Source organism: Streptomyces sp. NPDC028928, from assembly GCF_055564915.1.
The window spans coordinates 505,435-530,473 of the sequence record NZ_JBVHVI010000001.1 but is presented as its reverse complement, the minus strand read 5'-3'; the positions used below and the strand labels follow the sequence as shown (position 1 = coordinate 530,473).

General features: G+C 71.9%; 23 protein-coding genes. 10 read left to right on the top strand and 13 right to left on the bottom strand.

Going from position 1 to position 25,039, the window contains the following annotated elements; genetic code table 11:
* Positions 1–24: 24 nt before the first annotated feature.
* The 5 genes from ACZ4U1_RS02380 to ACZ4U1_RS02360 form a co-directional block, all read right to left on the bottom strand.
* Complete coding sequence (locus tag ACZ4U1_RS02380; protein WP_467898609.1) at positions 25–1,179, bottom strand: polysaccharide pyruvyl transferase family protein; 1,155 nt, start codon at positions 1,177–1,179, stop codon at positions 25–27.
* Positions 1,180–1,296: 117 nt separating this feature from the next.
* Positions 1,297–2,010, bottom strand: coding sequence for an alpha/beta fold hydrolase (locus ACZ4U1_RS02375; RefSeq protein WP_467898606.1), 714 nt, complete (start codon positions 2,008–2,010; stop codon positions 1,297–1,299).
* Positions 2,011–2,020: 10 nt separating this feature from the next.
* On the bottom strand, positions 2,021–2,194 hold the full coding sequence (locus tag ACZ4U1_RS02370) for a hypothetical protein (RefSeq protein ID WP_467898603.1): 174 nt from the start codon (positions 2,192–2,194) through the stop codon (positions 2,021–2,023).
* A gap of 25 nt (positions 2,195–2,219) precedes the next feature.
* Positions 2,220–2,576 carry a PRC-barrel domain-containing protein gene (locus ACZ4U1_RS02365; RefSeq protein ID WP_467898601.1) on the bottom strand — a complete coding sequence of 119 codons (357 nt, stop codon included), beginning with the start codon at positions 2,574–2,576 and terminating at the stop codon, positions 2,220–2,222.
* 106 nt (positions 2,577–2,682) lie between these two features.
* The gene (locus ACZ4U1_RS02360) at positions 2,683–3,918 is read right to left on the bottom strand and encodes a cytochrome P450 (RefSeq protein WP_467898598.1); all 1,236 of its coding nucleotides are present in this window, start codon (positions 3,916–3,918) and stop codon (positions 2,683–2,685) included.
* A 128-nt stretch (positions 3,919–4,046) separates the two neighbouring features.
* Between ACZ4U1_RS02360 and ACZ4U1_RS02355 the strand changes: the two genes are divergently transcribed.
* From ACZ4U1_RS02355 to ACZ4U1_RS02345, 3 genes are all read left to right on the top strand, one after another.
* Positions 4,047–5,534, top strand: coding sequence for an MFS transporter (locus ACZ4U1_RS02355; RefSeq protein ID WP_467898595.1), 1,488 nt, complete (start codon positions 4,047–4,049; stop codon positions 5,532–5,534).
* Positions 5,535–5,650: 116 nt separating this feature from the next.
* The gene (locus ACZ4U1_RS02350) at positions 5,651–5,959 is read left to right on the top strand and encodes an acyl carrier protein (RefSeq protein WP_467898592.1); all 309 of its coding nucleotides are present in this window, start codon (positions 5,651–5,653) and stop codon (positions 5,957–5,959) included.
* Positions 5,956–7,179 carry a beta-ketoacyl-[acyl-carrier-protein] synthase family protein gene (locus ACZ4U1_RS02345; RefSeq protein ID WP_467898589.1) on the top strand — a complete coding sequence of 408 codons (1,224 nt, stop codon included), beginning with the start codon at positions 5,956–5,958 and terminating at the stop codon, positions 7,177–7,179. The genes ACZ4U1_RS02350 and ACZ4U1_RS02345 overlap by 4 nt, the downstream gene beginning before the upstream one ends.
* Positions 7,180–7,231: 52 nt before the next feature.
* Here ACZ4U1_RS02345 and ACZ4U1_RS02340 read toward each other — a convergent pair whose 3' ends face one another.
* The 4 genes from ACZ4U1_RS02340 to ACZ4U1_RS02325 all read right to left on the bottom strand — a co-directional run bounded on the left by ACZ4U1_RS02340 (position 7,232) and on the right by ACZ4U1_RS02325 (position 12,310).
* A complete protein-coding gene (locus ACZ4U1_RS02340) occupies positions 7,232–8,245 on the bottom strand; it encodes a glycoside hydrolase family 11 protein (RefSeq protein ID WP_467898587.1) in 1,014 nt (337 codons plus the stop codon).
* Positions 8,246–8,495: 250 nt separating this feature from the next.
* Complete coding sequence (locus tag ACZ4U1_RS02335; protein ID WP_467898584.1) at positions 8,496–9,665, bottom strand: anhydro-N-acetylmuramic acid kinase; 1,170 nt, start codon at positions 9,663–9,665, stop codon at positions 8,496–8,498.
* Between the two features lie 69 nt (positions 9,666–9,734).
* Positions 9,735–11,303: a sodium:solute symporter gene (locus ACZ4U1_RS02330; protein WP_467898582.1), complete on the bottom strand. Its 1,569-nt coding sequence runs from the start codon at positions 11,301–11,303 to the stop codon at positions 9,735–9,737.
* An 8-nt stretch (positions 11,304–11,311) separates the two neighbouring features.
* Positions 11,312–12,310: an N-acetylglucosamine kinase gene (locus ACZ4U1_RS02325; protein WP_467898579.1), complete on the bottom strand. Its 999-nt coding sequence runs from the start codon at positions 12,308–12,310 to the stop codon at positions 11,312–11,314.
* A 152-nt stretch (positions 12,311–12,462) separates the two neighbouring features.
* On the opposite strand from ACZ4U1_RS02325, the gene ACZ4U1_RS02320 reads away from it, so the two are divergent.
* The gene (locus ACZ4U1_RS02320; RefSeq protein ID WP_467898576.1) at positions 12,463–13,407 is read left to right on the top strand and encodes a MurR/RpiR family transcriptional regulator; all 945 of its coding nucleotides are present in this window, start codon (positions 12,463–12,465) and stop codon (positions 13,405–13,407) included.
* 68 nt (positions 13,408–13,475) lie between these two features.
* Here ACZ4U1_RS02320 and ACZ4U1_RS02315 read toward each other — a convergent pair whose 3' ends face one another.
* On the bottom strand, positions 13,476–14,330 hold the full coding sequence (locus tag ACZ4U1_RS02315) for a GNAT family N-acetyltransferase (RefSeq protein ID WP_467898574.1): 855 nt from the start codon (positions 14,328–14,330) through the stop codon (positions 13,476–13,478).
* A 60-nt stretch (positions 14,331–14,390) separates the two neighbouring features.
* Positions 14,391–14,957 (bottom strand): GNAT family N-acetyltransferase, encoded by a 567-nt coding sequence (locus tag ACZ4U1_RS02310; protein ID WP_467898572.1) that lies wholly within the window; start codon positions 14,955–14,957, stop codon positions 14,391–14,393.
* Between the two features lie 263 nt (positions 14,958–15,220).
* On the opposite strand from ACZ4U1_RS02310, the gene fabV reads away from it, so the two are divergent.
* Complete coding sequence (gene fabV / locus ACZ4U1_RS02305; protein ID WP_467898569.1) at positions 15,221–16,420, top strand: enoyl-[acyl-carrier-protein] reductase FabV; 1,200 nt, start codon at positions 15,221–15,223, stop codon at positions 16,418–16,420.
* A gap of 41 nt (positions 16,421–16,461) precedes the next feature.
* On the opposite strand, the gene yicI is transcribed toward fabV, so the two are convergent.
* Positions 16,462–18,732 (bottom strand): alpha-xylosidase, encoded by a 2,271-nt coding sequence (gene yicI, locus ACZ4U1_RS02300; RefSeq protein ID WP_467898566.1) that lies wholly within the window; start codon positions 18,730–18,732, stop codon positions 16,462–16,464.
* A 283-nt stretch (positions 18,733–19,015) separates the two neighbouring features.
* Here yicI and ACZ4U1_RS02295 point away from each other — a divergent pair, with 283 nt between their 5' ends.
* The 4 genes from ACZ4U1_RS02295 to ACZ4U1_RS02280 are packed head-to-tail and all read left to right on the top strand — an operon-like array spanning position 19,016 to position 23,441.
* Positions 19,016–20,254 carry an ABC transporter substrate-binding protein gene (locus ACZ4U1_RS02295; RefSeq protein ID WP_467898564.1) on the top strand — a complete coding sequence of 413 codons (1,239 nt, stop codon included), beginning with the start codon at positions 19,016–19,018 and terminating at the stop codon, positions 20,252–20,254.
* An 11-nt stretch (positions 20,255–20,265) separates the two neighbouring features.
* Positions 20,266–21,204 (top strand): carbohydrate ABC transporter permease, encoded by a 939-nt coding sequence (locus ACZ4U1_RS02290; protein ID WP_467898561.1) that lies wholly within the window; start codon positions 20,266–20,268, stop codon positions 21,202–21,204.
* A gap of 6 nt (positions 21,205–21,210) precedes the next feature.
* The gene (locus ACZ4U1_RS02285; protein WP_467898558.1) at positions 21,211–22,044 is read left to right on the top strand and encodes a carbohydrate ABC transporter permease; all 834 of its coding nucleotides are present in this window, start codon (positions 21,211–21,213) and stop codon (positions 22,042–22,044) included.
* A 17-nt stretch (positions 22,045–22,061) separates the two neighbouring features.
* A complete protein-coding gene (locus ACZ4U1_RS02280) occupies positions 22,062–23,441 on the top strand; it encodes a GH1 family beta-glucosidase (RefSeq protein WP_467898555.1) in 1,380 nt (459 codons plus the stop codon).
* Between the two features lie 23 nt (positions 23,442–23,464).
* On the opposite strand, the gene ACZ4U1_RS02275 is transcribed toward ACZ4U1_RS02280, so the two are convergent.
* Positions 23,465–24,442 (bottom strand): AraC-like ligand-binding domain-containing protein, encoded by a 978-nt coding sequence (locus tag ACZ4U1_RS02275; RefSeq protein ID WP_467898552.1) that lies wholly within the window; start codon positions 24,440–24,442, stop codon positions 23,465–23,467.
* Positions 24,443–24,661: 219 nt separating this feature from the next.
* Here ACZ4U1_RS02275 and ACZ4U1_RS02270 point away from each other — a divergent pair, with 219 nt between their 5' ends.
* Positions 24,662–25,027, top strand: coding sequence for a hypothetical protein (locus ACZ4U1_RS02270; RefSeq protein ID WP_467898550.1), 366 nt, complete (start codon positions 24,662–24,664; stop codon positions 25,025–25,027).
* The last annotated feature ends 12 nt before the right edge of the window (positions 25,028–25,039 follow it).

Below are 25,039 nucleotides of genomic sequence, written 5' to 3'. Positions count from 1 at the left end.
TCGCAGAACCGGTGGCCGTCGGCGTCAGCCCGCGGTGGAGGCGGGCACGGGCGTGGCGCGGTCGATGACGGGCCGTGGGGCCGCGCCGTCCAGATAGGTGAGGAGCCGCTCGGCTGTCCCGGCCGCCCGCAGCCGCATCGCCGCCGTACGTACCGCCGTCTCGGCCGCGCGGGCGCGCCGCTCGTCCCACAGGCGGTCCACCTCCGCCAGCAGCAGCCCCGCCGTCTCCCGGACCACACCGCGCAGGGCCGGCGCGCCCACCTGCTGGGCGAAGTCGAAGACCTTGCCCGCGTAGGGCAGGGGCAGCAGGGGGATCCCGGAGAGGGCGGCGAAGACCAGGAAGTGCAGCCTCATCCCGACGGCCAGGTCCAGCTGGGCGACGATGTCCAGGACCTGCTGCGGCCCGTGGTCGCCGCGCAGCACCGTGCAGCGGTCCGCCTCCGCCATGCGGGACGCCACGGCGTGCGCGTGCCGGATGTCGCCGCGTTCCATGGAGACGAAGACGACATGGGCGTCGAGGCGGTGGGCGAGGAAATCACCCACGTTGGCGAGCAGCTGGTGGTATCCCTCTTCGTCGAGGTGCTCGGCCGCACGCCCCGGCTCCCGCACGCTCATGCCCACCAGTCGCACGCCGCGCGGCACGGCCTCGGCCCGCAGCAGCGCCCGGCCGCGATCGCCGGGTTCCAGCAGCAGCGCCGGATCGGCGGTGACGGTGACGGGCCGGGTGAGCCCGGCCTCTTCGAGCACGAGTTTCGACTCCTCGTCCCGGACCGTCACCTCGACCGCGTCGGAGAGCACCGTGCGGACCCATGCGCAGTCCGCCTCGTCGGTGAGCGGACCGGCGCCCACGGCATAGGTGAAGACGGGTACGCCGAGTTCCTGGGCGGTGCGGGCCGTCCGCAGATAGCGGCGCGCCTCGGTGTCGTAGAGGATCCCGCCGCCACCGAGCACCAGGACGTTCAGCCGCCGCAGATGCGCGGAGATGCCCTCCCGGCAGACACCCTCCCAGCCGACGACCTCGACATCCGGATGGACGGCGCGGGTGTGCTCGGGATTGCGCGAGAAGATCACGAAGCGGGTGTCGGGCCGCCCGCCCCGGACCCGGTCCAGCAGGGCGGTGAGGATCGCCTCGTCGCCCACGTTCCGGCCCCCGTAGGAGCCCAGAACGCCTACGGTCACGCTGTCTCCGCCATCCATGACCGCTCCCTGCCGTACGACGATTCGGGCATGTCTGTACCAGCTTGCAGCCTTCCGGTGAGAACGCGCGACCGGGTCGCGCGGCCCTCGGCCCTCGGCTCACCCGGCAGCACGTTCCCGCCCGGCCGTCTCGCGGACAAGGATCTCCGCCAGTTCGTGCGGCCGGGAGAACATGGGCCAGTGGCCGGTGTCCAGCTCGGCCGTCCGCCACCGCCCGCCGGTGAGCAGCCCGGCCACGCCGGCGGGGAGACCCGCGCCGTGGAGCAGGCACCTGACGTATGTCGTCGGGATCTCCGACAGCGGGCGGGGCAGTACCGCCGGTTCGGTCAGCGTGTCACCCGGATGCGGCGTCGAACGGTCCATGATCCGGGTGATCTGCTCGTCGGTCAGTCCCTGGTCCGCGTAGAACCCCCGGTCCGGCGGTGGCCAGAAGCCGCCGTTCGCTCGGATCGCCGCCGCGACCGCCGCGCCGTTCGGCCACCTGTCCAGGCAGGCCTCCCCGGCGACGGGCACGGCCGCGTCGACCAGCACCAGGCGCAGCAGCCGGTCACCGATCCTCCCGGCGGCCTGACCAGCGGGAACACCGCCGTAACTGTGGGCGACGAGTACGACGTCCCGCACGCCGGGACGCGATGCCGCGCCGACGATGTCCTGGACGTGGGTCGCCTGCCCGGCGGCGACGCCCCGCTTCTCCGCCAGCCCGGACAGGGACAGCGGCCGCGCGCCATGGCCGGCCGCGCGCAGCTCCGGCACGACGGCGTCCCAGGCCCACCCCCCGAGCCAGGCCCCCGCGACCAGCAGAAACTGCGCCATGTGCGGGCTCTCAACGGACGATGCGGTGTTTCCGGCCTCCTCGGCTGAAGCGCACGGCGGCATAGACCAGATCGGCGAGGAGAACGACGGCGCCGATGATCAGCAGGTAGAACAGGCCCTGGGCGGCGAAGCCGATGATGCCCAGGATGACGGCCACCAGGACGAGGAGCAGGAACAGGATCATCGGACCTCCCGGAGGCTTCGGTGCGTCAACGGCGGGCCAGGCGCCGCTCGCCGCCCGCGCCCGGTGCGTAGGTCAGTTCGTAGTGGGCGAAGACCTCCGGCTCGTCGGCGGCGGTCAGCTCCCCGTCGGTGTCGATCGACGGTGCCTTCTTGACGCGGTCCTTGCTGTGGGCCACCTTCAGGTACCCCGGACCGACGGTCGCACCCGCGAGCGGCACGAACACCAGCCGGCGCCGGGTGGGCAGGCCCACCGTCACCGTGGCGAAGAACGGCGCGTCGGTGCCTGTCTCGACGTAGATCGACTCCAGTAGACCGATCTTGTGGCCGTCCTTGTCGACAACGTCGTGCCCCCGCCATTCACGGATATCGGATGCCTCGAACATCGCAACCTCCTCTGCGGGGAGGTACCCCTGTGCGGGCAGGTGATGTGGCGACGGGCACCCGAAGCCCTCGGAAGGCGTAGTGGACGCGTCGGCGGGGAAGCGGTCGTCAGCGTGCGGCGGCAGCGGCTGCGTCGGTCTCCAGCGGGTGCAAGCGTACGCGCAGGCTCCGGACGCTGCGGGCGACGCGGGACGGGCTGTAGGACACCGGGTGGTCGGTCGGCCGGGGCCGGCGGGAGAGCAGGTGGGTGAGGGCCGCCGTGGCTTCCAGGCGGGCCAGTGCGGCGCCGAGGCAGTAGTGGGTGCCCAGCCCGAACGCCAGATGCCGGGGCCGGCGGTCGAGCCGGAGCCGGTGCGGGTCGGGGAAGGCGCGCGGATCGCGGTTGGCCGCGCCGAGCAGGACGGCGACGACGGTGCCGCGCGGAACGGGCGTACCCGCGACGTCGGCGTCCTCCAGGGCACAGCGGGGCGCCAGCTGGATGGGCGGGTCGAAGCGGAGGAGTTCCTCCACGGCCGCGGCGCACGCCTGCTCCGAGGGGCCGGTGGCCGCGAGCCACGCCAGCTGGTCGGGGTGCTGGAGGAGGGCGTGCATGCCGTTGCCGATCAGGCCCACCGTCGTCTCGTATCCGGCGGCGACGAGCTGGGCGCACGTGGCCACGGTCTCCGCCCTGGCCGGCCGGCCGTCCGCGCCCTGGGCCAGAGCGCGCAGAATCCCGGTGCCGGCCGGACGGCGCAGGGCGACGCCGATGTCCCGCGCCAGCCAGACCCGCGCCCGCGCGATCCGCTCCCGTGTGCCGGGGGCGATCAGACCGGGCGGATCCATGCCGCGCACCAGCAGCGCGGCCGCCTGCGTGAATCGGTCGCGGAGGTCCTCCGGCACGCCGATCACCTCCGCGACCACCCGCGCGGACAGGGGCCGCGCGACATCCGCGACGACGTCCGCCGTACCGGACCGTGCCGCCTGAGCGACGAGACCCGCCGCCGTCTCGCCGATCCCGCGGCGCAGGGACAGCATCTCGCGCGCGGTGAAGGCACGCCGTACGCGTTCGCGCTGCCGGGTGTGCCCGGGCGGGTCGGTCAGCAGGAAGGTCCGCGCCGGCACACCGTAACCGGTCGGGTCCTGTGCCGTCTGGGCTCCGTGGCCGAAGCGCGGATCGCTCAGGACCGCCTGGGCCTCGAAGTAGCCGAGCACCACCACGTCACCCGACGGCGTGCGGTGCACCGGGCCGCTCGTACGGCGCACCTCCTCGTAAAAGGGGTACGGATTCTGTACGAAGTCGTCGGTGCCGATGTCGAAGGGGAACTGCCGCGTCAGGCAGTCGATGAACGTATCGGATGCTTCCACTCTGATAAAGAATGCACATGACGCGTGAACTCGGAACGGATATCGCTGCTTTTCACGCGGGTGCGGGAAACACGCGAAGACGCCGGGCGAGCACCGCGGCCGTCTGCGCGGGGCTGTTTCTGCTCGGCATGGATCTCACCGTGCTCAACGTCGCGATCCCCGGTCTGCAGACCGCCCTCGGTTCGTCCGCGGGGCAGACGCAGTGGATCGTCGACGCCTACGCCCTGGTGCTGGGCGGCCTGGTGCTGACAGCGGGGGGAGTCACCGACCGGATCGGCCGCAGACGGGCGTTCCTCACCGGCTTGACCATCTGCGCCCTCGCCTCCCTGGCCGGCGCGATGGCCGCCGTGCCGTGGCAGCTGATCGCCGCGCGCGGGGCCATGGGCGCGGGCGCGGCGCTGATCATGCCCGCGACGCTCTCGCTGCTCACCAGCATGTTCCCGGAGCCGGAGGTACGACGGCGGGCCATCTCCCTGTGGGCGGCCGTGGGCGGGGTGGGTGGCGCCCTGGGGCCGGTGATCGGGGGCTGGCTGGTGAGCGACCACTCCTGGCGGGCGGTGTTCTGGCTGAACGTCCCCTTCGCCGCGGCGGTCATCGTGCTCACGCTCCTTGTGGTCCCCGCGCCGCCGCCCGCGCGCACGGAGCGCGTCGACCTGCCCGGAACGGTGCTGTCCGCGACGGGGCTGCCGGCGCTCGTCTGGGCGATCATCGAAGGCCCCGGCCGGGGCTGGACCAGTACGCCGGTCCTCACCGTGTCCGCCGTGGGCGCCGGGCTGTTGACGGCCTTCGGGGTGTGGTTGCGGCGGGCGCCGGCGGCCATGCTGCCACGGCATGTGATGCGACGTGAGGTCACGATCCCGGCGGCGGCACTGGCCATGATGGCGTTCGGGATGTTCGGCGCGCTCTTCGTGATCTCCCTGTACCTGCAAGGGGTGTTGGGCTGCACCCCCTGGCAGGCCGGCGTGCGCACGCTGCCGTTGCCGGCCGCTCTGGTCGCCGGCGCGGGGCTGGCCGCGGTGCTCACCGCGCGCCTGGCCCACCGGTCCGTCATGGTGACCGGCCTCGTCGTGGTCGCCGGCTCCTTCGTGCTGTTGTCCCGTACGACGTCGGAGTCCGGCTACCCGCACCTGGCCCTGGTGCAGGTCGTCGCGGGTGTGGGGGCGGGGCTGACGGCCGCGGCCGGCACCGCGGCGGTGATGGAGAGCGTGGGCGAGCCGTACGCCGGTGTCGGATCCGCCGTCAACGACGCCACCCGCCAGGTCGGCGCCACACTCGGCGTCGCCGTCCAGGGCTCCGTCCTGGCCACCGTCTACCGGGACCGGATCAGCGAGGCGCTGGCGAGTGCGGGACCGGGCGGCTGGCCGTCCGCGGCCAAGGACAGCGTCGTCGCCGCCGCACTGGCAGGCCGGCACGCCACCCCCGCCGTGAGGAGCCATCTGCTGGCTGCCGCGACGGACGCCTTCGTCGCGGGTCTCACCCGCAGCGCCTGGGTGGCCGCCGTGGTCGCCGTCACGGGTGCGGTGGCCGTGTGGCGAGGGCTGCCGCGCCTCCCCGCCGTCGTCCCCGCGCCCCGCGAGGAAAGGCGCACCGCGCGGAGCGGCGGAAGCTTTCCGTAGACCACTCTGGTCATTGTTCTCCGAGACACGCGCGTGCTTCCCGGGCGGGCCTGCCGCGGGTGCGCTTTGCTGGCTGTCCGCCGATCGAACGTCCTTTCCGACCCGGGGAGAATTCTTTGGCTGACCAGCTGATCGTCGACACGGTTATTCGTCTCATCGTGCGCCATTTCGAAATGGACCCGGAGCAGCTGAGCGCCGACAGCAATCTGCAGCAGCTCGGCCTCGACTCGATCGCCCTGGCGGAACTCCTCGTGGTGCTGGACGAGGAGACCGGCATCGACGTCCCCCTCACGGACGAGTCGATGCCGGCCGGTTCCGAGGTCACCATCGGCGCGGTGGCCGACTACGTGGCCAGGTTCGCCGACGAGTCGACCCGCGCCGTCCTGCAGGCGCTGGCGGCCGCGCCCGCGGACGTGGACGCATGAGGCGGTCCCAGACCGTCGTCTCGGGCATCGGTCTGGTCACCCCCGGAGGGATCGGCGCCGAGGCGACCTGGCAGCGGCTGTGCACGGGCACACCGACCGCGTCCACCGACCCCCGGCTCGCGGGCCTGCCGGTGGACTTCGGCTGCCGGGTCCCGGACGCGGAACTGACCGCTGCCCTCGGACGCGGGCTGCGCTGGCGCACCGACCGTTTCGTCCACCTCGCCATCGCCGCCGCACGGGAGGCGACCCGGGACGCCGGTCTGGAGCCGGGGGAGTGGGACGCCGACCGGGTCGCCGTGGTCATCGGCGTGGGCAGCAGCAGCCGCGACACCGACCTGCACGTGACACAGTGCCTGACGTCGGGCACGTACCAGAAGATCTCGCCGACCACGGTGCCACGGGCCCTGCCCAACATGGCCGCCGGTGAGGTCGCCGCCGACCTGGGCGCGAAGGGACCCGGCCTCGGCGTCAGCACCGCGTGTGCGTCCGGCGCCACCGCCATCGGTATCGGCCGGCAGCTGCTGAAGGGCGGCATGTGCGACATCGCGCTGGTCGGCGGGGCGGAGAGCGCGTGCGGGCCGCTGTCCGCCATGGGCTTCTGGCGGCTGGGCGCGTTGTCCACCCGCTGCCACGACCCGGCGGGCGCCTCGCGTCCCTTCGACACGGATCGGGACGGCTTCGTGCTGGCGGAGGGTGCCGGTGTCCTCGTCCTGGAGCGGGCGGAACACGCACGCGCCCGCGGCGTCACCGGGAAAGCGGTCCTCTCCGGCTTCGGCGCCACCAGCGACGCCCATCACCCCACCAGTCCGCACCCCGAGGGCGAGGGTGCCGTACGGGCGGTACGGGCGGCACTGGCGGAAGCCGAGCTGGGCCCCGACGACGTCCACCACATCAACGCCCATGCCACCTCGACCCAGCTGAACGACCGTATCGAAGCCGCCGTACTGCACCGGGTCTTCCGCCGGCCGCCGCCTGTCACGGCCACGAAGAGCATCCTGGGACACTCCCTGGGGGCCGCAGGCGCCGTCGAGGCCGCCGTGTGCGTGCTGTCCCTCCAGCACCAGACCATCCACCCGACCGCCAACCTGGACACCCCGGAACCCGGCATCGACCTCGACATCGTCACCAAAGCCGCCCGTACCTGCCGGATCGACACCGTGCTGAGCACGTCGTTCGGCTTCGGCGGACAGAACGCCGTGCTCGTCCTCCAAGCCCCCTGAGCGCGCGGTGTGGCGCGGGGTGAGGACCGCCGCGCCACGGACGTGCCCGGGGTCAGCCTGCGCTGCAGGAGACGGTCGGCCAGGTCCAGTTGCCGTTGGGCTGGACGGTGACGCCCCAGTTGTTGCCGTTGCCGTTGGGTTTCGCCACCAGTACCTGGCTGCTGGGATAGCTGGTACCGACGTTCCAGGTGGAGAGGATCTTCGCCGGGGACGGCACGTTCATCGTGACCGTCCAGTCGCTGGAGCCGGAGACCGCGACGTTGAGGTTGTACCGGTCGCCCCACTGCTGGCCGGCCGAGAGCGTCGCGGTGCAGCCGCTGCCCCCGCTCCCGCCACCGCCCGAACCGGCGCCGTCCACCGTGATGTTGGAGCTGCCACTGCTCTGGTATCCCTCGGTGGCGAGGATCATGTAGTAGTTGAAGCTGCCGAGGGGCATGCCGGCGCGGGCCCAGGCGTCGAAGTGGTTGCCGGTGGTGATGGTGCCGCCGGTCCGCTTGGACTGGCGGACGCTCCAGTACTGGTTGAAGGTCTTGTTGCCTTCGACGGACGGGGCGTTGTACCGCGTGGTCTGGTAGATGTCGTACGTGCCGCCGTCGCTGGTGACCGTGCCCTTGTAGGTGCCGGTGGGCCGGTAGGTGCCCCAGTTGTCGACGATGTAGTACTCCACCAGCGGGTTCGAGGTCCACCCGTACAGGGCCAGGTAGGCGTTGCCGGACGGGTTGAAGGTGCCCGAGTAGGTCACCGTCCGGCGTCCGCCGTTGCTCCAGCCCTTGCCGGCGACGAAGTTGCCGGTGTTGCTCCAGGACGTGCTGTAGTTGCCGCCGGAACCCAGGTTCATGGAGACCGTTCCGGGCGCGTCCGTCCAGAACGAGTAGTAGTAGCCGTTGTTCGTCCCGGTCTGGTTGGTCGTGACGACCGTGTCGGCCCGGGCGGTACCGGGCAGGGCCAGCGCGGCCACGCCCACCAGCAGCAGGGTGCAGGCGCTGCTGACGAGCAGTCGGAGACGGCCGAGCCACCCTGCGGGTCCGCGCCGTCTGCGCGTCGGATGTAAGGCTGCGTCGTTCATGTGTGCTTCCTCCTCGTCCTCGTGGAGTCGACGGGGGGTCGGACAGCGTGGCGACAGTGTTGGGCGACGCTTGTGTGGTGTCAATACTTTCGGCAATGACTCCGAAACTTTAGGTCAGGCCGTTCTTAATCGAATGCCCAGCTCGCGTAGCCATGATTCACGGTGATGAGCGAGCGTTGGATCGCTGTAGCGCCGAGGGGTGAGGGCGGCGAGTCGTCGTGATTTCGAATGTTTCGAAGCCCTGGCGGGGTCAGTGGATGATCCGGAGGCGGTGCGGCGCGCGTGCGGCGGGTTCGGGCAGGCGCAGGGGGGTCAGGCCGGGGGTGATGGTGCCGAGCAGCGTGGCCCTGGAGGCGCCGGTGGCGGCCGGGTGGGTGCCGGGGAGGCCGTGGACCGTGAGGAAGCCCAGAGCGGCGAAGGCCAGGGCCTCCTTGGCGGCGGAGGGCAGGCCCAGGTCGTCGCTGCGGCACATCGGTACGCCGGGCAGTTCCTCGGCGAGCATGCGCATGAGCACCGGGTTGCGGGTGCCGCCGCCGGAGACGACGAGTTCGGTGACCCGGTGGGCTCGGCAGGCGTCGGCCACCGTCACGGCGGTCAGCCGGGTCAGGGTGGCCAGCACGTCGTCGGGGACGGGCGTGGGTACGGCGTCGAGCGCCCGCTCCAGGTAGGGCAGGTGGAAGTGTTCCTTGCCGGTGGTCTTCGGCGCGGGCCTGCGGTAGTACGGGTCGTCCAGGAGGAAGCGGAGCAGCTCCGGGCTGACCCGTCCGGCGGCGGCACGGCGTCCGTCCTCGTCATGGGTGGCGCCGCCGTCGGTGAAGTGGTGCACGGCCGCGTCCAGCAGGGCGTTGGCGGGGCCGGTGTCGAAGGCCAGCGGATCGGCGCCGGGCGCGAGGACGGTGACGTTGGCGATGCCGCCGAGGTTCAGCGCCGCCGGGGTGCCGGGGCGGGCGCGCAGCAGCAGGGTGTCGGTCATGCCGACCAGCGGTGCGCCCTGGCCGCCGGCCGCCACGTCCCTGCTGCGCAGGTCGGAGACGACGGGAAGTCCGGTCGCCTCCGCGATCCAGGCGGGCTGGCCCAGTTGCAGCGTGCCGCGGACGACGCCGTCCTCCACCCAGTGGTGCACCGTCTGGCCGTGCGAGACCACCAGGTCCGCGGCGCCCGCGCACAGCTCCCGCAGGGCACGCGCGGCCGCGCCGGCGAAGGCCTGCCCGATGCCGGTGTCCAGGGCGCAGACGGCCTGTGTGGTGGTGGGAGCCGGCGGCAAGGAGGCGGCGATGAGGGCGCGCAGGTCGTCCGGGTAGGGGACGGAGAGATGCCCGAGGGGCCGCAGGAGCAGGGCGTCGTCGTCCAGGGCGAGGTCGGCGGCGGCTGCTTCGATCGCGTCGTACGAGGTGCCTGACATCAGGCCGATCACCCGCATGGTGCCTCCCACGGCTGTCGGGGGTCGAGAGGGATCGGGGCGCGGTCCCGCATCCGGTGTGACGGCCCGTCAGTGGGGCGTGGCCGTCGTGACGCGGCCCTGACCGGGGTCCGGCTGGTCGTCGTCCACCCGGGCCTCCGTGATTTCCGGGGCACGGTGCAGCAGGCTCATCAGGCCGCCGACGACGAGGGTGGTGAGTACGCCGATCGGGACCAGCCACTGGGCGGCGATGGCCGTCGGCACGGTGCCGCCGGCCGTGGTGACGTCGATCTTCACCTCGCGGACGATGTACGTCATCACGGCGATGGTCACCAGGAACGCCACGACGGAGTCGGTCTCGCCCGCCCGCCGGACGGTCCGGCCGAGCAGGAAGGCGCCGAGCAGGGCGCCGTAGGTGTAGCCGGCGATCGTCAGGCCGGTGAGGTAGACGTTCCCGGTGCTGGTGCTGAACGCGCAGGCGAACACCGCCATCAGCGCCGCCCACACCAGCGTCATCACCCGCGCGAGCCTCAGCAGCGAGGCCTCGGAGGGCGTCCTGCGGAAGAAGCTGTGGAGGATGTCGGCGACGGTCGAGTTCGACATCGAGTTCAGCGCCGAGGACAGCGAGCCCATGGCGGCGCCCAGGATGCCGGCCACGAGCAGACCGGAGATCACCACGGGCAGCCCGTGCAGGATGAAGTTCGGGTAGAGGTTGTCGGAGCTGCTCAGGCCCATCTCCTGGAAGCTCTTGCCCTCGTTGTACGACCACAGCAGCGCGCCCACCAGGGAGAAGGCCGCGAACTGGAAGGTGACGAAGACACCGGAGGCGATCATGGCTTTCTGGCCGTCACGCAGGGACCGGGTGGCCAGGATGCGCTGGACGATGAGCTGGTCGGAGCCGTGACTGGCCATGGCGAAGATCGCGCCGCCGACGATGGCGGTGGGCAGGGCGAACGGGCTGGTCAGGATGTGTGCGAGGGCGAAGTCGGTGTCGAACAGGCGGAATTCGCCCGCGTGCAGGGCGCGCGTGAGGCCGGCGCCGCCGACGTGCGCGCAGAGGACGGCGATGGCGAGCACCGCGCCGCCCAGGTAGAGCCCCATCTGGATGGCGTCGGTCCAGATGACCGCCTTGATGCCGCCGAGATAGGTGTAGACGACGGTGATCACGGTGAGCACGATGATGATGAGGCGGTAGCTCGTGTGCACGCCGAACTCGTCGAGCAGCAGCTTGATGGGGATCGCGGAGGCGAACAGCCGGACGCCTTCGGCCAGGAGACGGGTGAAGACGAAGGTGACCGAGGCCAGCCCCTGGAGTCTGAGCCCGAATCGCGTACCGAGGTACTGGTAGGCGCTGACGAAGCCGCCCCGCTTGTACAGGGGGATGAGGACGGTGGCGACGACGACGCGGCCGACGACGTAGCCCAGGGCCAGTTCGACGTTGCCGAAACCCTGGCCGCTGTAGGCGCCGCCGGGCACGCTGATGACGGTGAGCACGCTGGTCTCCGTGGCGACCACCGAGAAGGAGACGGTCCACCACGGCATGCTGCTCTCACCGACGAAGTAGCCCTTCGACGTCGTCTGCCGGCCGGCCAGGCGCAGTCCGATCACGGCGATCGCCACCAGGTAGACGACGATCACCACGAGGTCCAGTTGGCGCACGCTCTCTCCTAAGCGACGGCCGGCGGGGTGACCGGCGGGGTGGGGGCGGTGGGGAGGGGCGCCGCCCGCCGGACGCGGACGACATGCGGCTCGTGCGGTGTGCGGGTGTCCAGGGTCAGCAGGCGCGCACCGTCCAGCGGGTTCCCGAGCGGGGGCCGCAGGCGCAGCGGGCGCGGGGAGCCGGCGAGCGCCGAGCGCAGCGGCCCGAGCAGCGGTTCACCGAGTCCGGTGAGGCCGCCGGTGACGGCGACACAGAGGTCGTCGCCGCCGATCCGGCGGGCCGCGGCGAGTACGGCCTCGCCGAGCGCGGTGCCGGCGTCCCGGACGATCGCCGCGGCCGGGGCGTCACCCGCTGCCGCCGCGCGCGCCACGTCCGGGGCGAAGGACGCGGCGGTGCGCGCGGGGTTGCCGTCGCGGCCCAGGGCCACGGGCAGCCGGTCGGGGTCGCCGAAGCGTTCGATCGCGGCCGCGAGCAGCGCGGTGTCCGGCCCGCGTCCGTCGTGGGCGCGCAGCGCGGCACGCAGCCCGGCGGCGCCGATCCAGGCGCCGCTGCCCTCGTCACCGAGCCAGGGACCCCACCCGTCGACGCGCGCGTACGACCCGTCGTCCCCGATGCCGATGGCCACCGAGCCGGTGCCGATGGCGAGGACCACGCCGGTACGGCCGCCCAGGGCACCGGCGTGGGCGGTGACCGCGTCGCTGGTGACGGCCACCTCGTCCGCGGGCAGATCCCGAAGGAGCAGGCCGGCCAGGTCGCGGGCCGCCTGCGGTGCGGCGGCGGCGCCGGCCGCGCCCACGCAGACCGCCGCGGGCCGCAGGGCGGGCTCTCGGGCCAGGAGCGGCCGGACGGCGGCGAGTACGGCCGTACGGGCCGCCTCCGCTCCGCCGTCCGTGGCGAGCCCGGGGGCACCGGGCGCCTCGTGAACAGCGTGAGCAGGGCCGGCGCCGTCCCACAGCACGGCACGGCAGCCGGTCTTGCCCAGGTCAACCGCGACTGCTGCTGTCATGCGGCACGCCTTCGTGTGTCCGGGGATGCAGCGAGTATCAGAACGCGAGCCTCCGGATGTCAACAAGTAACCTCGCTCCGTGAGGCGCGTAAATTTTTGACGCGCCGAGGTGGTGTGGTTACTGTGTCCCCCCACCGAGGAGGGAGCGGTCCATGCCCGGCCAGAAACCACCCCGCACCCCGGCCCGGTCGGCGCAGGCGTCTCCCGCCGGGACCCTGGCGCGCATCCGCGCGGAGCTGCCGTCCATGGCGCCTTCGGAGCGGCGGGTGGCCGACGTCGTCCTGGCCGATCCGGCGCGGGCGTCGGAGCTGTCCATCAGCGCGCTCGGTGAACGGGCGGACACCTCGGTGGCCACGGTCATGCGCTTCTGCCGCACGATAGGCATCACCCACTACCCCCGGCTGCGCCTCGCCCTGGCCGCCGCGGCGGCCCGCGAGCACGCCCTCGACGGCGACCGCCCGATACCCAGCACCGACATCAGCGCCACCGACACACTGAGCGAGATCGTCAACAAGATCATCTACAACGAGGTGCGTGCCCTGGAGGACTCCGGTGCCGGGCTGGACATCGACGTCCTGGGCCGCGCGGTGGACGCCGTGGCGGGAGCACGGCGGATCGACATCTTCGGCGTCGGCGCCAGCGCTGTCGTCGGCCAGGACCTCCATCAGAAGCTGCACCGCATCGGCCACATGGCGTTCATCTGGACCGACCGGCACGCCGCCCTCACCGCCACCGCCCTGCTCGGAGCCGGCGACGTCGCACTGGCCGTCTCCCACTCCGGCGAGACCGAGGACACCGTCGAGCCGCTCCAGGCCGCCGCCGAACGCGGAGCGACCACCATCGCCCTCACCAACGCCCCCCGCTCCACCCTGGCGCGGAGCGCGGACCTCGTGCTGACCACCTGTGCCCGGGAGACACCCTTCCGCTCCGGCGCCACCGTCAGCCGCATCGCCCAACTCGCCGTCGTGGACTGCCTGTTCGTCGGCGTCGCCCAGCGCGGCTTCGACACCGCGACCGCGGCCCTGCACCAGACCTACCGAGCCGTCCAGCACCGCAGACCCCCGCAGCGGCCCCGCCGACCGCCGACCGCCGACTGACGTCAGCCGGCCCCGCCGGGCAAGGTGTCTGTCCCGGAAGAAGCCACCTTGCCCGGCGGACACCTTTCTCAGGAGAAGGCGTACCCGGCGAAGTCGGCCAGCGGGACGTATCCGATGCGCTGGTAGAGGGCGTTGCTGGTGGCGTTGGCCGGGTTCGTGAACAGGACGACGTCCGTCGCGCCCGCGGCCAGCGCGGCCCTGCTCACCGCGACCGTCACGGCTCCCGCGTAACCGCGGCCCCGGAGACGGGCCGGGGTGTAGACGGGGTCGACCCGGACCATGCCGCCGACCATCGAGGTCGAGCCCGCCATGGAGACGGGCGTGCCGTCCGGGATCTCCCAGAACGTGAAGTGTTTGTCGGCGAAGCGCGAGCCGGCCCAGGAGGCGGCGTCCAGGGGTGCCTCTCCCACGTCGGCGACGAACTCGTTGCACCAGCGCAGGAGTTGCTCCTGGTCGTTCGCGTCCAGGGCTCGGCCCCGGCCCTCCGGGGGCGGCTGCGGTGGGGTGAGCGTGCCCAGCCGGTGGAGGCGGCCCCGCCAGTCGTGTACCGGCGCCGCGCCTGCGTGCCGCTGCCATGCCTCGGCGAATGCGGCGGCGGTGTCCCGGTCCGCGGTGACGCCGGAGAGGTGCAGGCCCAGGCCGGCCAGGCGGGCGGCGAGGGTGTCGGCCTGCTCGGGAGAGAGGGGGGTGAGGGTCAGGCGGTGGGTCGCGAGGCGGTAGCAGATGGCGCGGACCTCACCCCCTGACTCCAGCCGGCCGAAGACGGTGGCCTCGGCACCGAACGCGTCCGCCCCGCGGGTGCGCAGTTTCTCGATCGTTGTCAGCGGCGTGTTGTGCAGCGCGGGCCGCGAGCGCAGGAAGTCTCCGGCTCGGGCGAGGAAGTCGTCGACGTCGTCGGTGAGGTGCCAGTCATCCGGGCGCATGCCTCATCATCCCCGAAGTGCCCGGCGCGGGGCAGCACTCCACCGACGACGAGCGGGGGTTCAGCCCTTCCACTCGCGGGCGAGCATCGCGTAGACGTACTCACTGCCCCAGCGGTCCCCGTCGAGGTCGTTCTCGACCAGATGGGCCTCGCGGCGCATGCCAAGACGCTCGCACACGCCCACCGACGCCGTGTTGAGGGCGTCGAGCCGCGCGAAGACCCGGTGGACGTCCAACTGGCCGAAAGCCAGCGACATCAGCGCGCCCGCCGCTTCGGTGGCGTAGCCGTGTCCGGCGTACCGGGGGTTGAACACCCAGCCGATCTCGGCCTGCTGTGCGTGCGCGTTCGTGAGGGTGAGCACCACTTCGCCCATGACAGCGGGCTCTCCCGCCCGGCACACGGCCAGCAGGAGCCCGTCGCCGTCGGCCTTCCAGTCGGTTCCCCCGGCTCGCGCCGCGATGGACTGGGCACAGGCCTCGCGGGTGAGCGGCGGGCGGTAGAGATAGCGCGCGACCTCCGGCAGGGACTGGTACGCGTACCGCCCCTCGACATCACCCGGTGTGAACAGCCGCAGGACCAGCCGCTCGGTGGTGATGGTCGCCGGAGTGCGCCTGGAGACGACGGTCATGGCAAATCCCCCCTGTGCTGCTGACAGCCTTACCGGACAGACTAGTTGATCACCGCCCGCCCTTTCCCGGCCGCCGCAACGGGCACGCGCGGACCCAGCGTGCCTGACGACGACATGGACAAGATTCACGCGCGGACCCTGGCGAGGGTCACCACTCTCCCCGGCGGGCCAACCGGGCATGATCGAGACCGGGCCCACCGGAGCAGTCCCCAGCGCCCACGGCCTCGCCCTGCGCGCACATTCCCCAGCGTGAAAGGAACTCGATGACACTGCGTGAGATCAGGTCCGGCGGCCGCGGCTTCCTCTACGTCAACTCCCACCCCGACGGCTGCGCCGCCGTCGTCGACGATCTGTGGCAGCACACACCCGCCCCGCCCGCCACCTCCGCCGCGCCGGGGCCCGTCGCCCTGGTCATCGGGTCCAGCGCCGGGTACGGCCTCGCCGCCACCGTCGCCGCGCTGCGCACCCACCGGATGCGCGGCCTCGGCATCGCCTTCGAGACGCCCGAGACCGAGCGCCGTACCGCTTCCGCCGGCTGGTACCGCACCGCCCGCACCGCCGAACTCGCCGGAGCGGGCGCGGACTTCGGGTTCCTCAACGCCGACGCGTTCTCCACCGCGGCCAAGGAGCGGGCCCTGGACCACCTCGCCTCCCGGTACGGCAGGGTCGACCACCTCGTCTACAGCGTCGCGGCGCCACGCCGTACGGACCCGGTCACGGGTGAGGTCCACCACTCGGTGATCAAACCCCTCGGCTCCGCCTACCAGGCGAAGACCCTGCAGTTCGACGGTGACACCCCGCTCGTCGGCTCCCTGGAGCTGGAGGCCGCCACGGACGCGGAGCGCGACGCCACCGTGCGGGTCATGGGCGGTGCCGACTGGCGGCTGTGGGTCGACGCCCTGGCCGCGCGTGGGCTGATCCACGAGGGCTTCCACACCGTCGCGCTCTCGTACGTCGGCTCCGATCTGACCGCACCCGTCTACCGGGCCGGCACCATCGGCGCCGCCAAACAGCACCTGGAGGACACCGCCCGCGGACTCCAGCAGGACCTGGCCCCGCTCGGCGGACACGCCCACACCGTCGTCGCCGGCGCGGCCGTGACCCAGGCCTCCACCGCCATCCCCTCCATCGCCCTCTACACCAGCCTCCTCCACGCCGTCCTCGGCGACGGTTTCCAGAGCACCGCCCAGCAGGCCACCGCACTGTGGCAGCAGCTCACGGGCGCGGCACCGCTCCAGCTCGACGAGCAGCAGCGGATCCGTCTCGACGGCTGGGAGATGGACGACAAGGTCCAGGACGCCGTCCGCGAACGCTGGTCCGCCGCGACCACCGACACCGTCACCGAACTCGCGGACACCGCCTGGTTCCGGGCTCAGGTCGGCCGGCTCTACGGCTGGCACGTTCCCGGGATCGACTATGCCGCCCCGGCCGAGACCACGGTCCCCTGGCCGACGACGGTCTGAGCGGGTTGCGCGGCACCCCGGGCCCTGACGCCGCCCGCCGCTCAGCCCAGGGTTACGACCACCTCGCCCGTGCCGGTCGCGCTCGCCCCGCCGGCGACGCGGACGGTGAACGGGCGGTCGGTGCCGCGTCCGGTGACGCGCAGCCGCGTGCCGTCGCGGCGGACGGTGAACGCGGCGGCCGGGGCGCCCGTCAGGTCGGGCACCGTGGCCTCGGCGGTGTAGTCCGGCGCGGCCGTCGGGTGGACCAGCAGGGTCGGGGTGTCCAGCCAGTCGCCGTCCGGGCGGCTGTCGTCGGCGGCGAGCGGCAGGACGGCGCCCTCGCGGACGTACAGCGGCAGGCTGTCGTAGCCGTGCCGTTCGGTGCGCCAGGCCGGGCCGGTGATCCGCTCGCCGGTCAGCAGGTGCGTCCAGGTGCCCTCGGGGAGGTAGACCTCCACCTCGCCGTCCGCCGTGAACACCGGGGCCACCAGCAGGTCCGGGCCGAGCATGTACTGGCGGTCCAGCGGGCGGCACGCCGGGTCGTGCGGGAACTCCAGGAGCATCGGGCGCATCACCGGGGCGCCGGTGCGGTGGGCCTCGGCCGCGGCACCGTACAGGTAGGGCATCAGCCGGTGCTTGAGCAGCGTGAACCGCCGGGCCACCGCCACCGCCTCCTCGCCGAAGTTCCACGGCACCCGGTACGACGTGGAGCCGTGCAGGCGGCTGTGCGAGGAGAGCAGGCCGAAGGCGAGCCAGCGCTTGAAGACAGCGGGATCCGGGGTGCCCTCGAAGCCGCCGATGTCATGGCTCCAGAAGCCGAAGCCGCTCAGGGACAGGGACAGCCCGCCGCGCAGGGACTCGGCCATGGCCTCGAAGGACGCCCAGCAGTCGCCGCCCCAGTGCACGGGGTACTGCTGGCCGCCCGCCGTCGCGGAACGGGCGAAGAGGACGGCCTCGCCCTGGCCCCGCTCCTTCTCCAGCAGTTCGAAGACGGTCCGGTTGTACAGATGGGTGTAGTAGTTGTGCATCCGCTGCGGGTCGGAGCCGTCGTGCCACACGACGTCGGTGGGAATGCGCTCGCCGAAGTCGGTCTTGAAACAGTCCACGCCCTGGTCGAGCAGCGCCTTGAGCTTGGCCTGGAACCAGGCGCGGGCGTCGGGGCTGGTGAAGTCGACCAGGCCCATGCCGGGCTGCCACAGGTCCCACTGCCAGACGTCGCCGTTCGGCCGGCGCACCAGGTGGCCCAGCTCGGCCGCCTCCTCGAAGAGCGGGGACTTCTGTGCGATGTAGGGGTTGATCCACGCGCTGACCTTCAGGCCCTTGGCCTTGAGACGGGCGAGCATGCCCTCCGGGTCGGGGAAGACGGCGGGGTCCCACGCGAAGTCGCACCACTGGTACTCGCGCATCCAGAAGCAGTCGAAGTGGAAGACCGACAGCGGGATGTCGTGCTCGGCCATGCCGTCGACGAAGGACGTCACCGTCGCCTCGTCGTAGTCGGTGGTGAAGGAGGTGGTCAGCCACAGGCCGAACGACCAGGCGGGCGGCAGGGCCGGGCGGCCGGTGAGGGCGGTGTAGCGGGCGAGGACCTCCTTGGGAGTGGGGCCGGCGATCACATAGTACTCGACGGCCTGGTCCTCGACGCTGAACTGCACCTGGCCGACGGACTCGGAGCCGACCTCGAAGGAGACCCTGCCGGGGTGGTTGACGAAGACGCCGTAGCCGCGTGAGGAGAGGTAGAACGGGATGTTCTTGTAGGCCTGTTCGCTGCTCGTGCCACCGTCGGCCTGCCAGACGTCGACGACCTGGCCGTTCTTCACGAACGGGGTGAAGCGCTCACCGAGGCCGTACACCTGCTCGCCCACCCCGAGCGTCAGCTGGGCGAGGACATGGTGGGCCCCGTCGTCGGTGGTGGCGAAGGCGGTGCCCTTGGTGCCGGCCCGGGTCAGCTCCCGTCCGTCCGCGCCCTGGAACACCAGCGCCCAGGGGGCCGCCTCGTCCAGGCGGAGGGTCAGCGGGCCGCTGGTCAGCTCGGTGACGGCGCCGTCGCGGCGGACGGTGCCCGCGCCGTCCGGCGTGCCGGTGAGCGCGAAGTCCGGACCGGGACGGTGCTTGCCGGCGTGGTGGGTGACACGGACGCCGATGACGCCCTCGGCGGGCGAGAAGCAGTCGACCGTGAGGAGCGGCGCGTTGAGCGTGTCCCCCCTCCGCGTCACCTTCTTCACGGCCGCATAGGCGGTGAAGCGCTTCGATTCCACGCGGACGTCGCGGGCCTCGGCGGCATACGCGATCTGCACGCCGTCGCGGATGCGCCAGAAGCCGTCGGTGAACTTCATGTTCTTCCTCGGGGAGAGGTGGAGTGGTTCGAGCGGGGCGCGGAGGCGTCGCCCAGGATGTGGATCGTACACAGACCACCTCCCCGCCGGACAGGGGCAAGTGCCGTAAAAAGCTAGGTGACCAGCCATGATCACGAGCCTCTCGGTCATCGTCGCGGGAACGTGCGCACGGGCGGACAGGTACGCGGGTCTTCCGTCCGGCGCGCGCATGGCGTATTAGTCATGCCAGTAAACAAACGTGTCCGGCAACGTCGCCGGACAGCAACGACAGCAAGGGCCGCGCATGTCGAAGCGCTTCAATAGACGCTCCCGCAGTGCCGTGATACCACTCGCAGCCGTCTCCGCCCTGGTCGCCGGGGCGGCACTGACCGGCTGCGGCCAGCAGCGCGACAGCTCCGTCTACACCGTGCTGAACTCCTCGACCGACGAGACCTACCACCGCTGGGACGCGCAGGCGATGGCCCGCTGCAGCGAGCGGCTGGGCGTCACCGTCGAGCAGCAGAGCGTCCCGGCGGCGCAGGTGATGACGAAGGCGCTGCGCATGGCGTCGTCCAAGTCGCTGCCCGACATCGTGCAGTTCGACGCCTCGGAGATGCCGACGTTCGCCGAGGCCGGCGGGCTGATCGACCTCAGGACGCTCGGGCTGGGCACCGAGGACATCCCGCGGGGCATCGTCAACTTCGGCTCGTACCGGGGGACGTACTACGGAGCCGCCCGGTCGGTGAACACACTCGCGCTCTTCTACAACAAGGACATCCTCGACCGGGCGGGCCTGAAGGTGCCCGCCACCTGGGCGGAGCTGCGCGAGAGTGCGAAGAAGCTCACGCGGGGCAAGCGGTACGGCCTGGCGCTCAGCGCGGGCGGCGCCGAGGACGGCGTCTTCCAGTTCACGCCGTTCATGTGGTCCAACGGCGGGGACGAGACCCGGCTCGACGGGCCGGAGGTCGTGCAGGCGCTGGACTACTGGAAGGGCCTGCTGAAGGACGGCTCGCTGTCGAAGTCGACGGTGGGCTGGACGCAGGCCGACGTCAACGACCAGTTCATGGCGGGCAACGCCGCGATGATGATCAACGGTCCGTGGCAGGTCGAGACGCTGAACACCAAGAAGTCGCTGCACTGGGGCATCGCGCGGATCCCGGTGCCGAAGGCGGGCGGGAAGTCCGTGGGCCCGCTGGGCGGTGCGGTGCTCACCGTGCCCAACACCGGTGACGAGCGGCGGGAGCGGATGGCGGGGAGGATCGTCGCCTGCCTGGCCGGCGAGAAGGAGCAGCTGACCTACGCGCTCAACAGCTGGATGGTCCCGGCCAACGAGAAGGCCGCCGCCGTGTGGCGCAAGCGGGTGCCGGAGCTGGACGCGCTGGCCGACCAGGTGGCCGCGGCCCGGTCCCGCACGGCCAAGCTCGGCGCCGGCTGGTCGGGCGTGTCGCTCGCCCTGCAGAGCGCCTTCCAGTCCGCCCTGACCGGCCAGTCCAGCCAGGCCGCCCTCCAGCGCGCCCAGCAGCGGGCCACCAGCGGGAACTGAGGTACGCGCAGATGACCACGTCCACCGCCACCGCGCCCACCGCGCTGTCCCGGGCCGGCGCACCGGCCCCCGCCCGGCCCCGGCGCCGGCTCGCCCAGTGGGGGTTCGTCGCCCCCGCCGTCCTCTTCATGCTGCTGTTCTTCGGCTACCCGCTGGTCCGTAACGTCGTGATGAGCTTCCAGCACTACACGCCCAAGACGTTCTTCACCGGCGAGGCGCCCCTCAACGGCTTCGACAACTGGTCGAACGTCTTCCGGGACGCCCTCTTCGGCAAGGCGCTGTGGCACACGCTCGTCTTCACCGCGGGCTCGCTGCTCGGACAGTTCTGCGTCGGCCTGGCCCTCGCCGTCTTCTTCACCCGGAAGTTCCCGCTGAACGGGACGCTGCGGTCGCTGATCCTGCTGCCCTGGCTGGTGCCCATGGTGGTCTCGGGCATCGTCTGGCGACGCATCCTCGACCAGGACACGGGTGTACTGAACTCCTTCCTCGACACGATCGGCCTCGGCGGTCACACTCCATGGCTGACCGATCCGCACATGGCCCTGCTGTCCGTCATCCTGGTCAACATCTGGATCGGCATCCCGTTCAACATGGTCATCCTGTACGGCGGTCTGCAGGAGGTCCCCCGCGAGCTGTACGAGGCGGCAGCCCTGGACGGCGCCTCCGCCTGGCGGACCTTCCGCTCCGTCACCCTGCCGATGCTCCGGCCCGTCATCACGGTCGTCCTCGTCCTCGGCTTCATGTCGACGGTCAAGATCCTCGACCTGATCCTGGCCCTCACCGACGGCGGCCCCGCCGACGCCACCCAGACCCTGGGCACGCTCACCTACCAGAACTCCTTCGTACGGCTGGACTTCGGGGCGGGCGCCGTCGTCGGCAACGTACTGATCCTGATCTCCGCCGTCTTCGCGGTGTTCTACCTGCGGGCCAACCGCACCGAGGGGAAGTGACCGACGATGGCCGCTGAGAACGTGAAGCCGCGTGCGCGCGGGCGCCGCCTGGGCTCCACCGTGGCCGGTGTGCTCGTCCTGGCCGTGATGCTGTTCCCGCTGTACTGGATGCTCAACACCGCGCTCCAGCCCGAGGCCGGGCTGCTCGAGGTCGATCCCGTGCCGCACGGCCTGGACCTGTCGGGCTTCTCCAAGGCGCTCGGCGACCAGGGCGGGCACCTGCTGACCTCGCTGGTGGTCTCGCTCGGAGCCGTCGTCATCTGCCTGGCCATCGCGGCCCCGGCGGCCTACGGGCTGGCGCGGTTCCGGCTGCGCGGCACGCGCACCCTCGTGTTCGGCACGCTGATCACGCAGATGGTGCCGGGGATCGTCATCGCCAACGCGCTGTACACGTCGTACGTCGATCTCGGCCTGGTCAACTCCTACGTCGGCCTGATGCTCGCGGACGCCTCGCTCGGCATCCCCTTCTCCATCGTGCTGATGCGCTCGTTCATGGTGTCCATCCCCGGCGAGGTGATCGAGGCCGCGCAGATGGACGGGGCCGGGCGGCTGCGGACCTTCGTGCGGGTGGTGCTGCCGATGAGCCGCAACTCCCTGATCACCTCGGGTCTGTTCGCGTTCCTGTTCGCGTGGAGCGACTTCATGTTCGCGCTCACCCTCAACACCACCGACGACGTCAAGCCGGTCACGCTGGGCATCTACCAGTACATCGGCGCGCACGTGGGCGACTGGGGCTCGGTGATGGCCGCCTCCGTGCTGTCCGCGATCCCCGCCGCGATCCTGCTCGTCCTCGCGCAGAAGTACATCGCCGCCGGCATCACCGGCGGTTCCGTCAAATGACCCCTGGAGCCCCGCACATGACCCACTTCCCGCGCTTTCCCCCGGGGTTCGTCCTCGGCGCCGCCACCGCCTCCTACCAGATCGAGGGCGCGGCACGCGAGGACGGCCGCGGCCCGTCGATCTGGGACACCTACAGCCACACCCCCGGCCTGGTCGCGAACGGAGACACCGGTGACACCGCCTGCGACCACTACCACCGCTACCCCGAGGACGTGGCGCTGCTGCGGGAGCTGGGGGTGGACTCCTACCGCTTCTCGATCGCCTGGCCGCGGATCGTGCCCGCCGGCTCGGGCGCGGTGAACCCCAAGGGCCTGGACTTCTACGCGCGGCTCGTGGACGAGCTGCTCGCGGCGGGCATCGAGCCGGCCGCCACGCTCTACCACTGGGACCTGCCGCAGGCCCTGGAGGACCGAGGCGGCTGGCGGGTCAGGGAGACCGCCGAGCGGTTCGCCGAGTACACGGCCGTCGTCGCCGAGCACCTCGGCGACCGCGTGCGCCGCTGGATCACCCTGAACGAGCCGTGGTGCAGCGCCTTCCTGGGCTACTCCGTCGGCCGCCACGCCCCCGGCGCCCGCGAGGGCCGGGGCGCGCTCGCCGCCGCCCACCACCTGCTCGTCGGGCACGGACTGGCGGTCCAGGCCCTGCGGGCGGCCGGGGTGCGCGAGGCCGGCATCACCCTCAACCTCGACCGCAACCTGCCCGCCACCGGCTCCGCCGCCGACCGGGCGGCCGTCGTCCGCGCGGACACCCAGCACAACCTCGTCTGGACCGAGCCGCTCCTCGCCGGCCGCTACCCGGACACCGAGGAGGAGACCTGGGGCGAGCTGATCAGCGGCCAGGACTTCCGGTGCGACGGCGACCTGGACCTGATCGGGCAGCCGCTGGACTTCCTCGGCATCAACTACTACCGGCCGGTCGTCGTAGCCGACGCCCCGCACCGGGAGGCGGACCCGGCGCGGCGGACGGCCACGGACAACCGGTACACGGAGGTCCGGCTGGAGGGGGTACGGCACACCGCGATGGGGTGGCCGGTCGTCCCGGACAGCTTCACCGACCTGCTCGTGGCGCTGAAGGAGCGGTACGGTGACGCGCTGCCGCCGATCCACATCACGGAGAACGGCTCCGCCGAGCACGACGAGCCGAGCGCGGACGGGCCGGTCCACGACCGTGACCGGGTCGCCTACCTGCGCGACCATCTCACCGCGCTGAAGCGCGCGATGGACGCGGGCGTGGACGTGCGCGGCTACTACGTCGGGTCGCTGCTCGACAACTTCGAGTGGGCCTTCGGCTACGGCAGACGGTTCGGCATCGTCCGGGTCGACTACGACACCCAGCGGCGGACCCCGAAGGACAGCTACCACTGGTACCGCGCGATGATCGCCGCCCAGCGGCACTGACCGTGTCCGGCAGCCACACCGGGTCACACGGCGGGATCGGCGTGCTTCCACAGGTTCCGGTACTCGGTGGGCGTCATCCCGGTCGCGGTGCGGAAGGCACGGGTGAAGTCGGAGGCCCTCGGGTAGCCCCAGCGGGCACCGATGGCGCTGACGGGTGTCGCGTGGAGCAGGGGGTCCGCCAGATCCCGCCGGCACCGCGCGACCCGCTCCTGGCGGATGAAGCTGTTCACGGTCGTCCCGTGCACCTGGAAGACCCGGTGCAGATAGCGCGCGGATATGCTGTGCGCCGCCGCGAGCGTGGCCGGACCCAGGCCGGGGTCGTGCAGATGCTGCGAGATGAACGCCGTGACCTGCCGGAACAACACCGCCGTGCGGCTCTCCGGAGGCAGCGCGGACGTACGGTCGACGCGCCGCGCGATGACCGCCGCGGCGAGGTCGACGACGGCCGCGCCCAGCCGTTGCCGGTCCAGCGCGGTGAGGTCGGACTCCGCCTGCGCCAGGCTGACCAGGGTCTCGCGGAAGACGTGCCCCACGCCGTCAGCCGTGCCGAGGGCCGTCCCGCACAGGGGAGCGACCAGGTGGTCGGGTAACGGCAGGAGGCTCCGGGGGAACTGCACCACCAGGGAACCGCAACGGCCCGGGCCGCTGACCGAGGCCTCGAACGGCCGGGAGCTGTCGTACAGGACGATCTCACCCGGTGCCAGGTCGGTGCTGTGCCGCGCCTGCTCTATGCCCTGCCGGCCCGAGGTGATGACGGCGATCTGGTACAGCTCGGGATCCGAGGCGCGGATCTGCCGCCGAGAGCGGTAGGAGACCAGCTGCGCGTACGACAGGGCCGACAACTGGACCGGCCCCAGCATCACGGCACCGATGCGCGCCCCGAAGTTCGCGGGGTCGGGAAATCGGAAGCGGGTGGTCACCAGGGCCAGCGCGGTGGTCTCCGCCCAGGCGGCCGTCCTCTCGGCGGGCGGCAGGCAGGAGGTGTCCAGGACGGTGATCATTGCTTTTCCCCGTGGTGTCGCAGGTGTTGCTCATGGTCACCCAGCACTCTCTGCCGCTCGCACCGCTCACCGGAAGACGGTTCCGCGTCAAACGCCGTGTGCGCTGCGTGCCAAGCACTGTGCGCCGTGTGCTCACGACACCGGGGGCGGGGAGCGGGCAGGCTCGGGATCGCACCGCCGGTCTCCAGGCGGTGCGTCCCTGACACAGGAGGATCTTTCGTGCGGACGTCACAGAAGGTCGGCCTGGCCGCGGCCGCCGCGGCGCTCGGCCTGGCAGGCATGCTCGCCCCCACCGCCTCTGCCCAGCCGCAGATGACGGCGGCTCCGTCCGACTGCCCGAAGTACTACTTCTGCGGCTACAAGCAGGCGAACTTCAAGGAGCTGGCCTTCAGGTTCAAGGACTGTTACATCCAGGAGATCCCCGACGGCCTGAACAGCGGCGGGTCCTGGTACAACAACCAGTCGGCCGGAACGAAGGCCCGCATGTACGACAAGAACAAGAGGCTCATCTACACCACCCCGGGCGCTCCCTCGTCGGATGCGTACGGTGACTGGGGTCCCGTCTGGTACGTGGACGCCTGCTGATCCCCTGGCCGG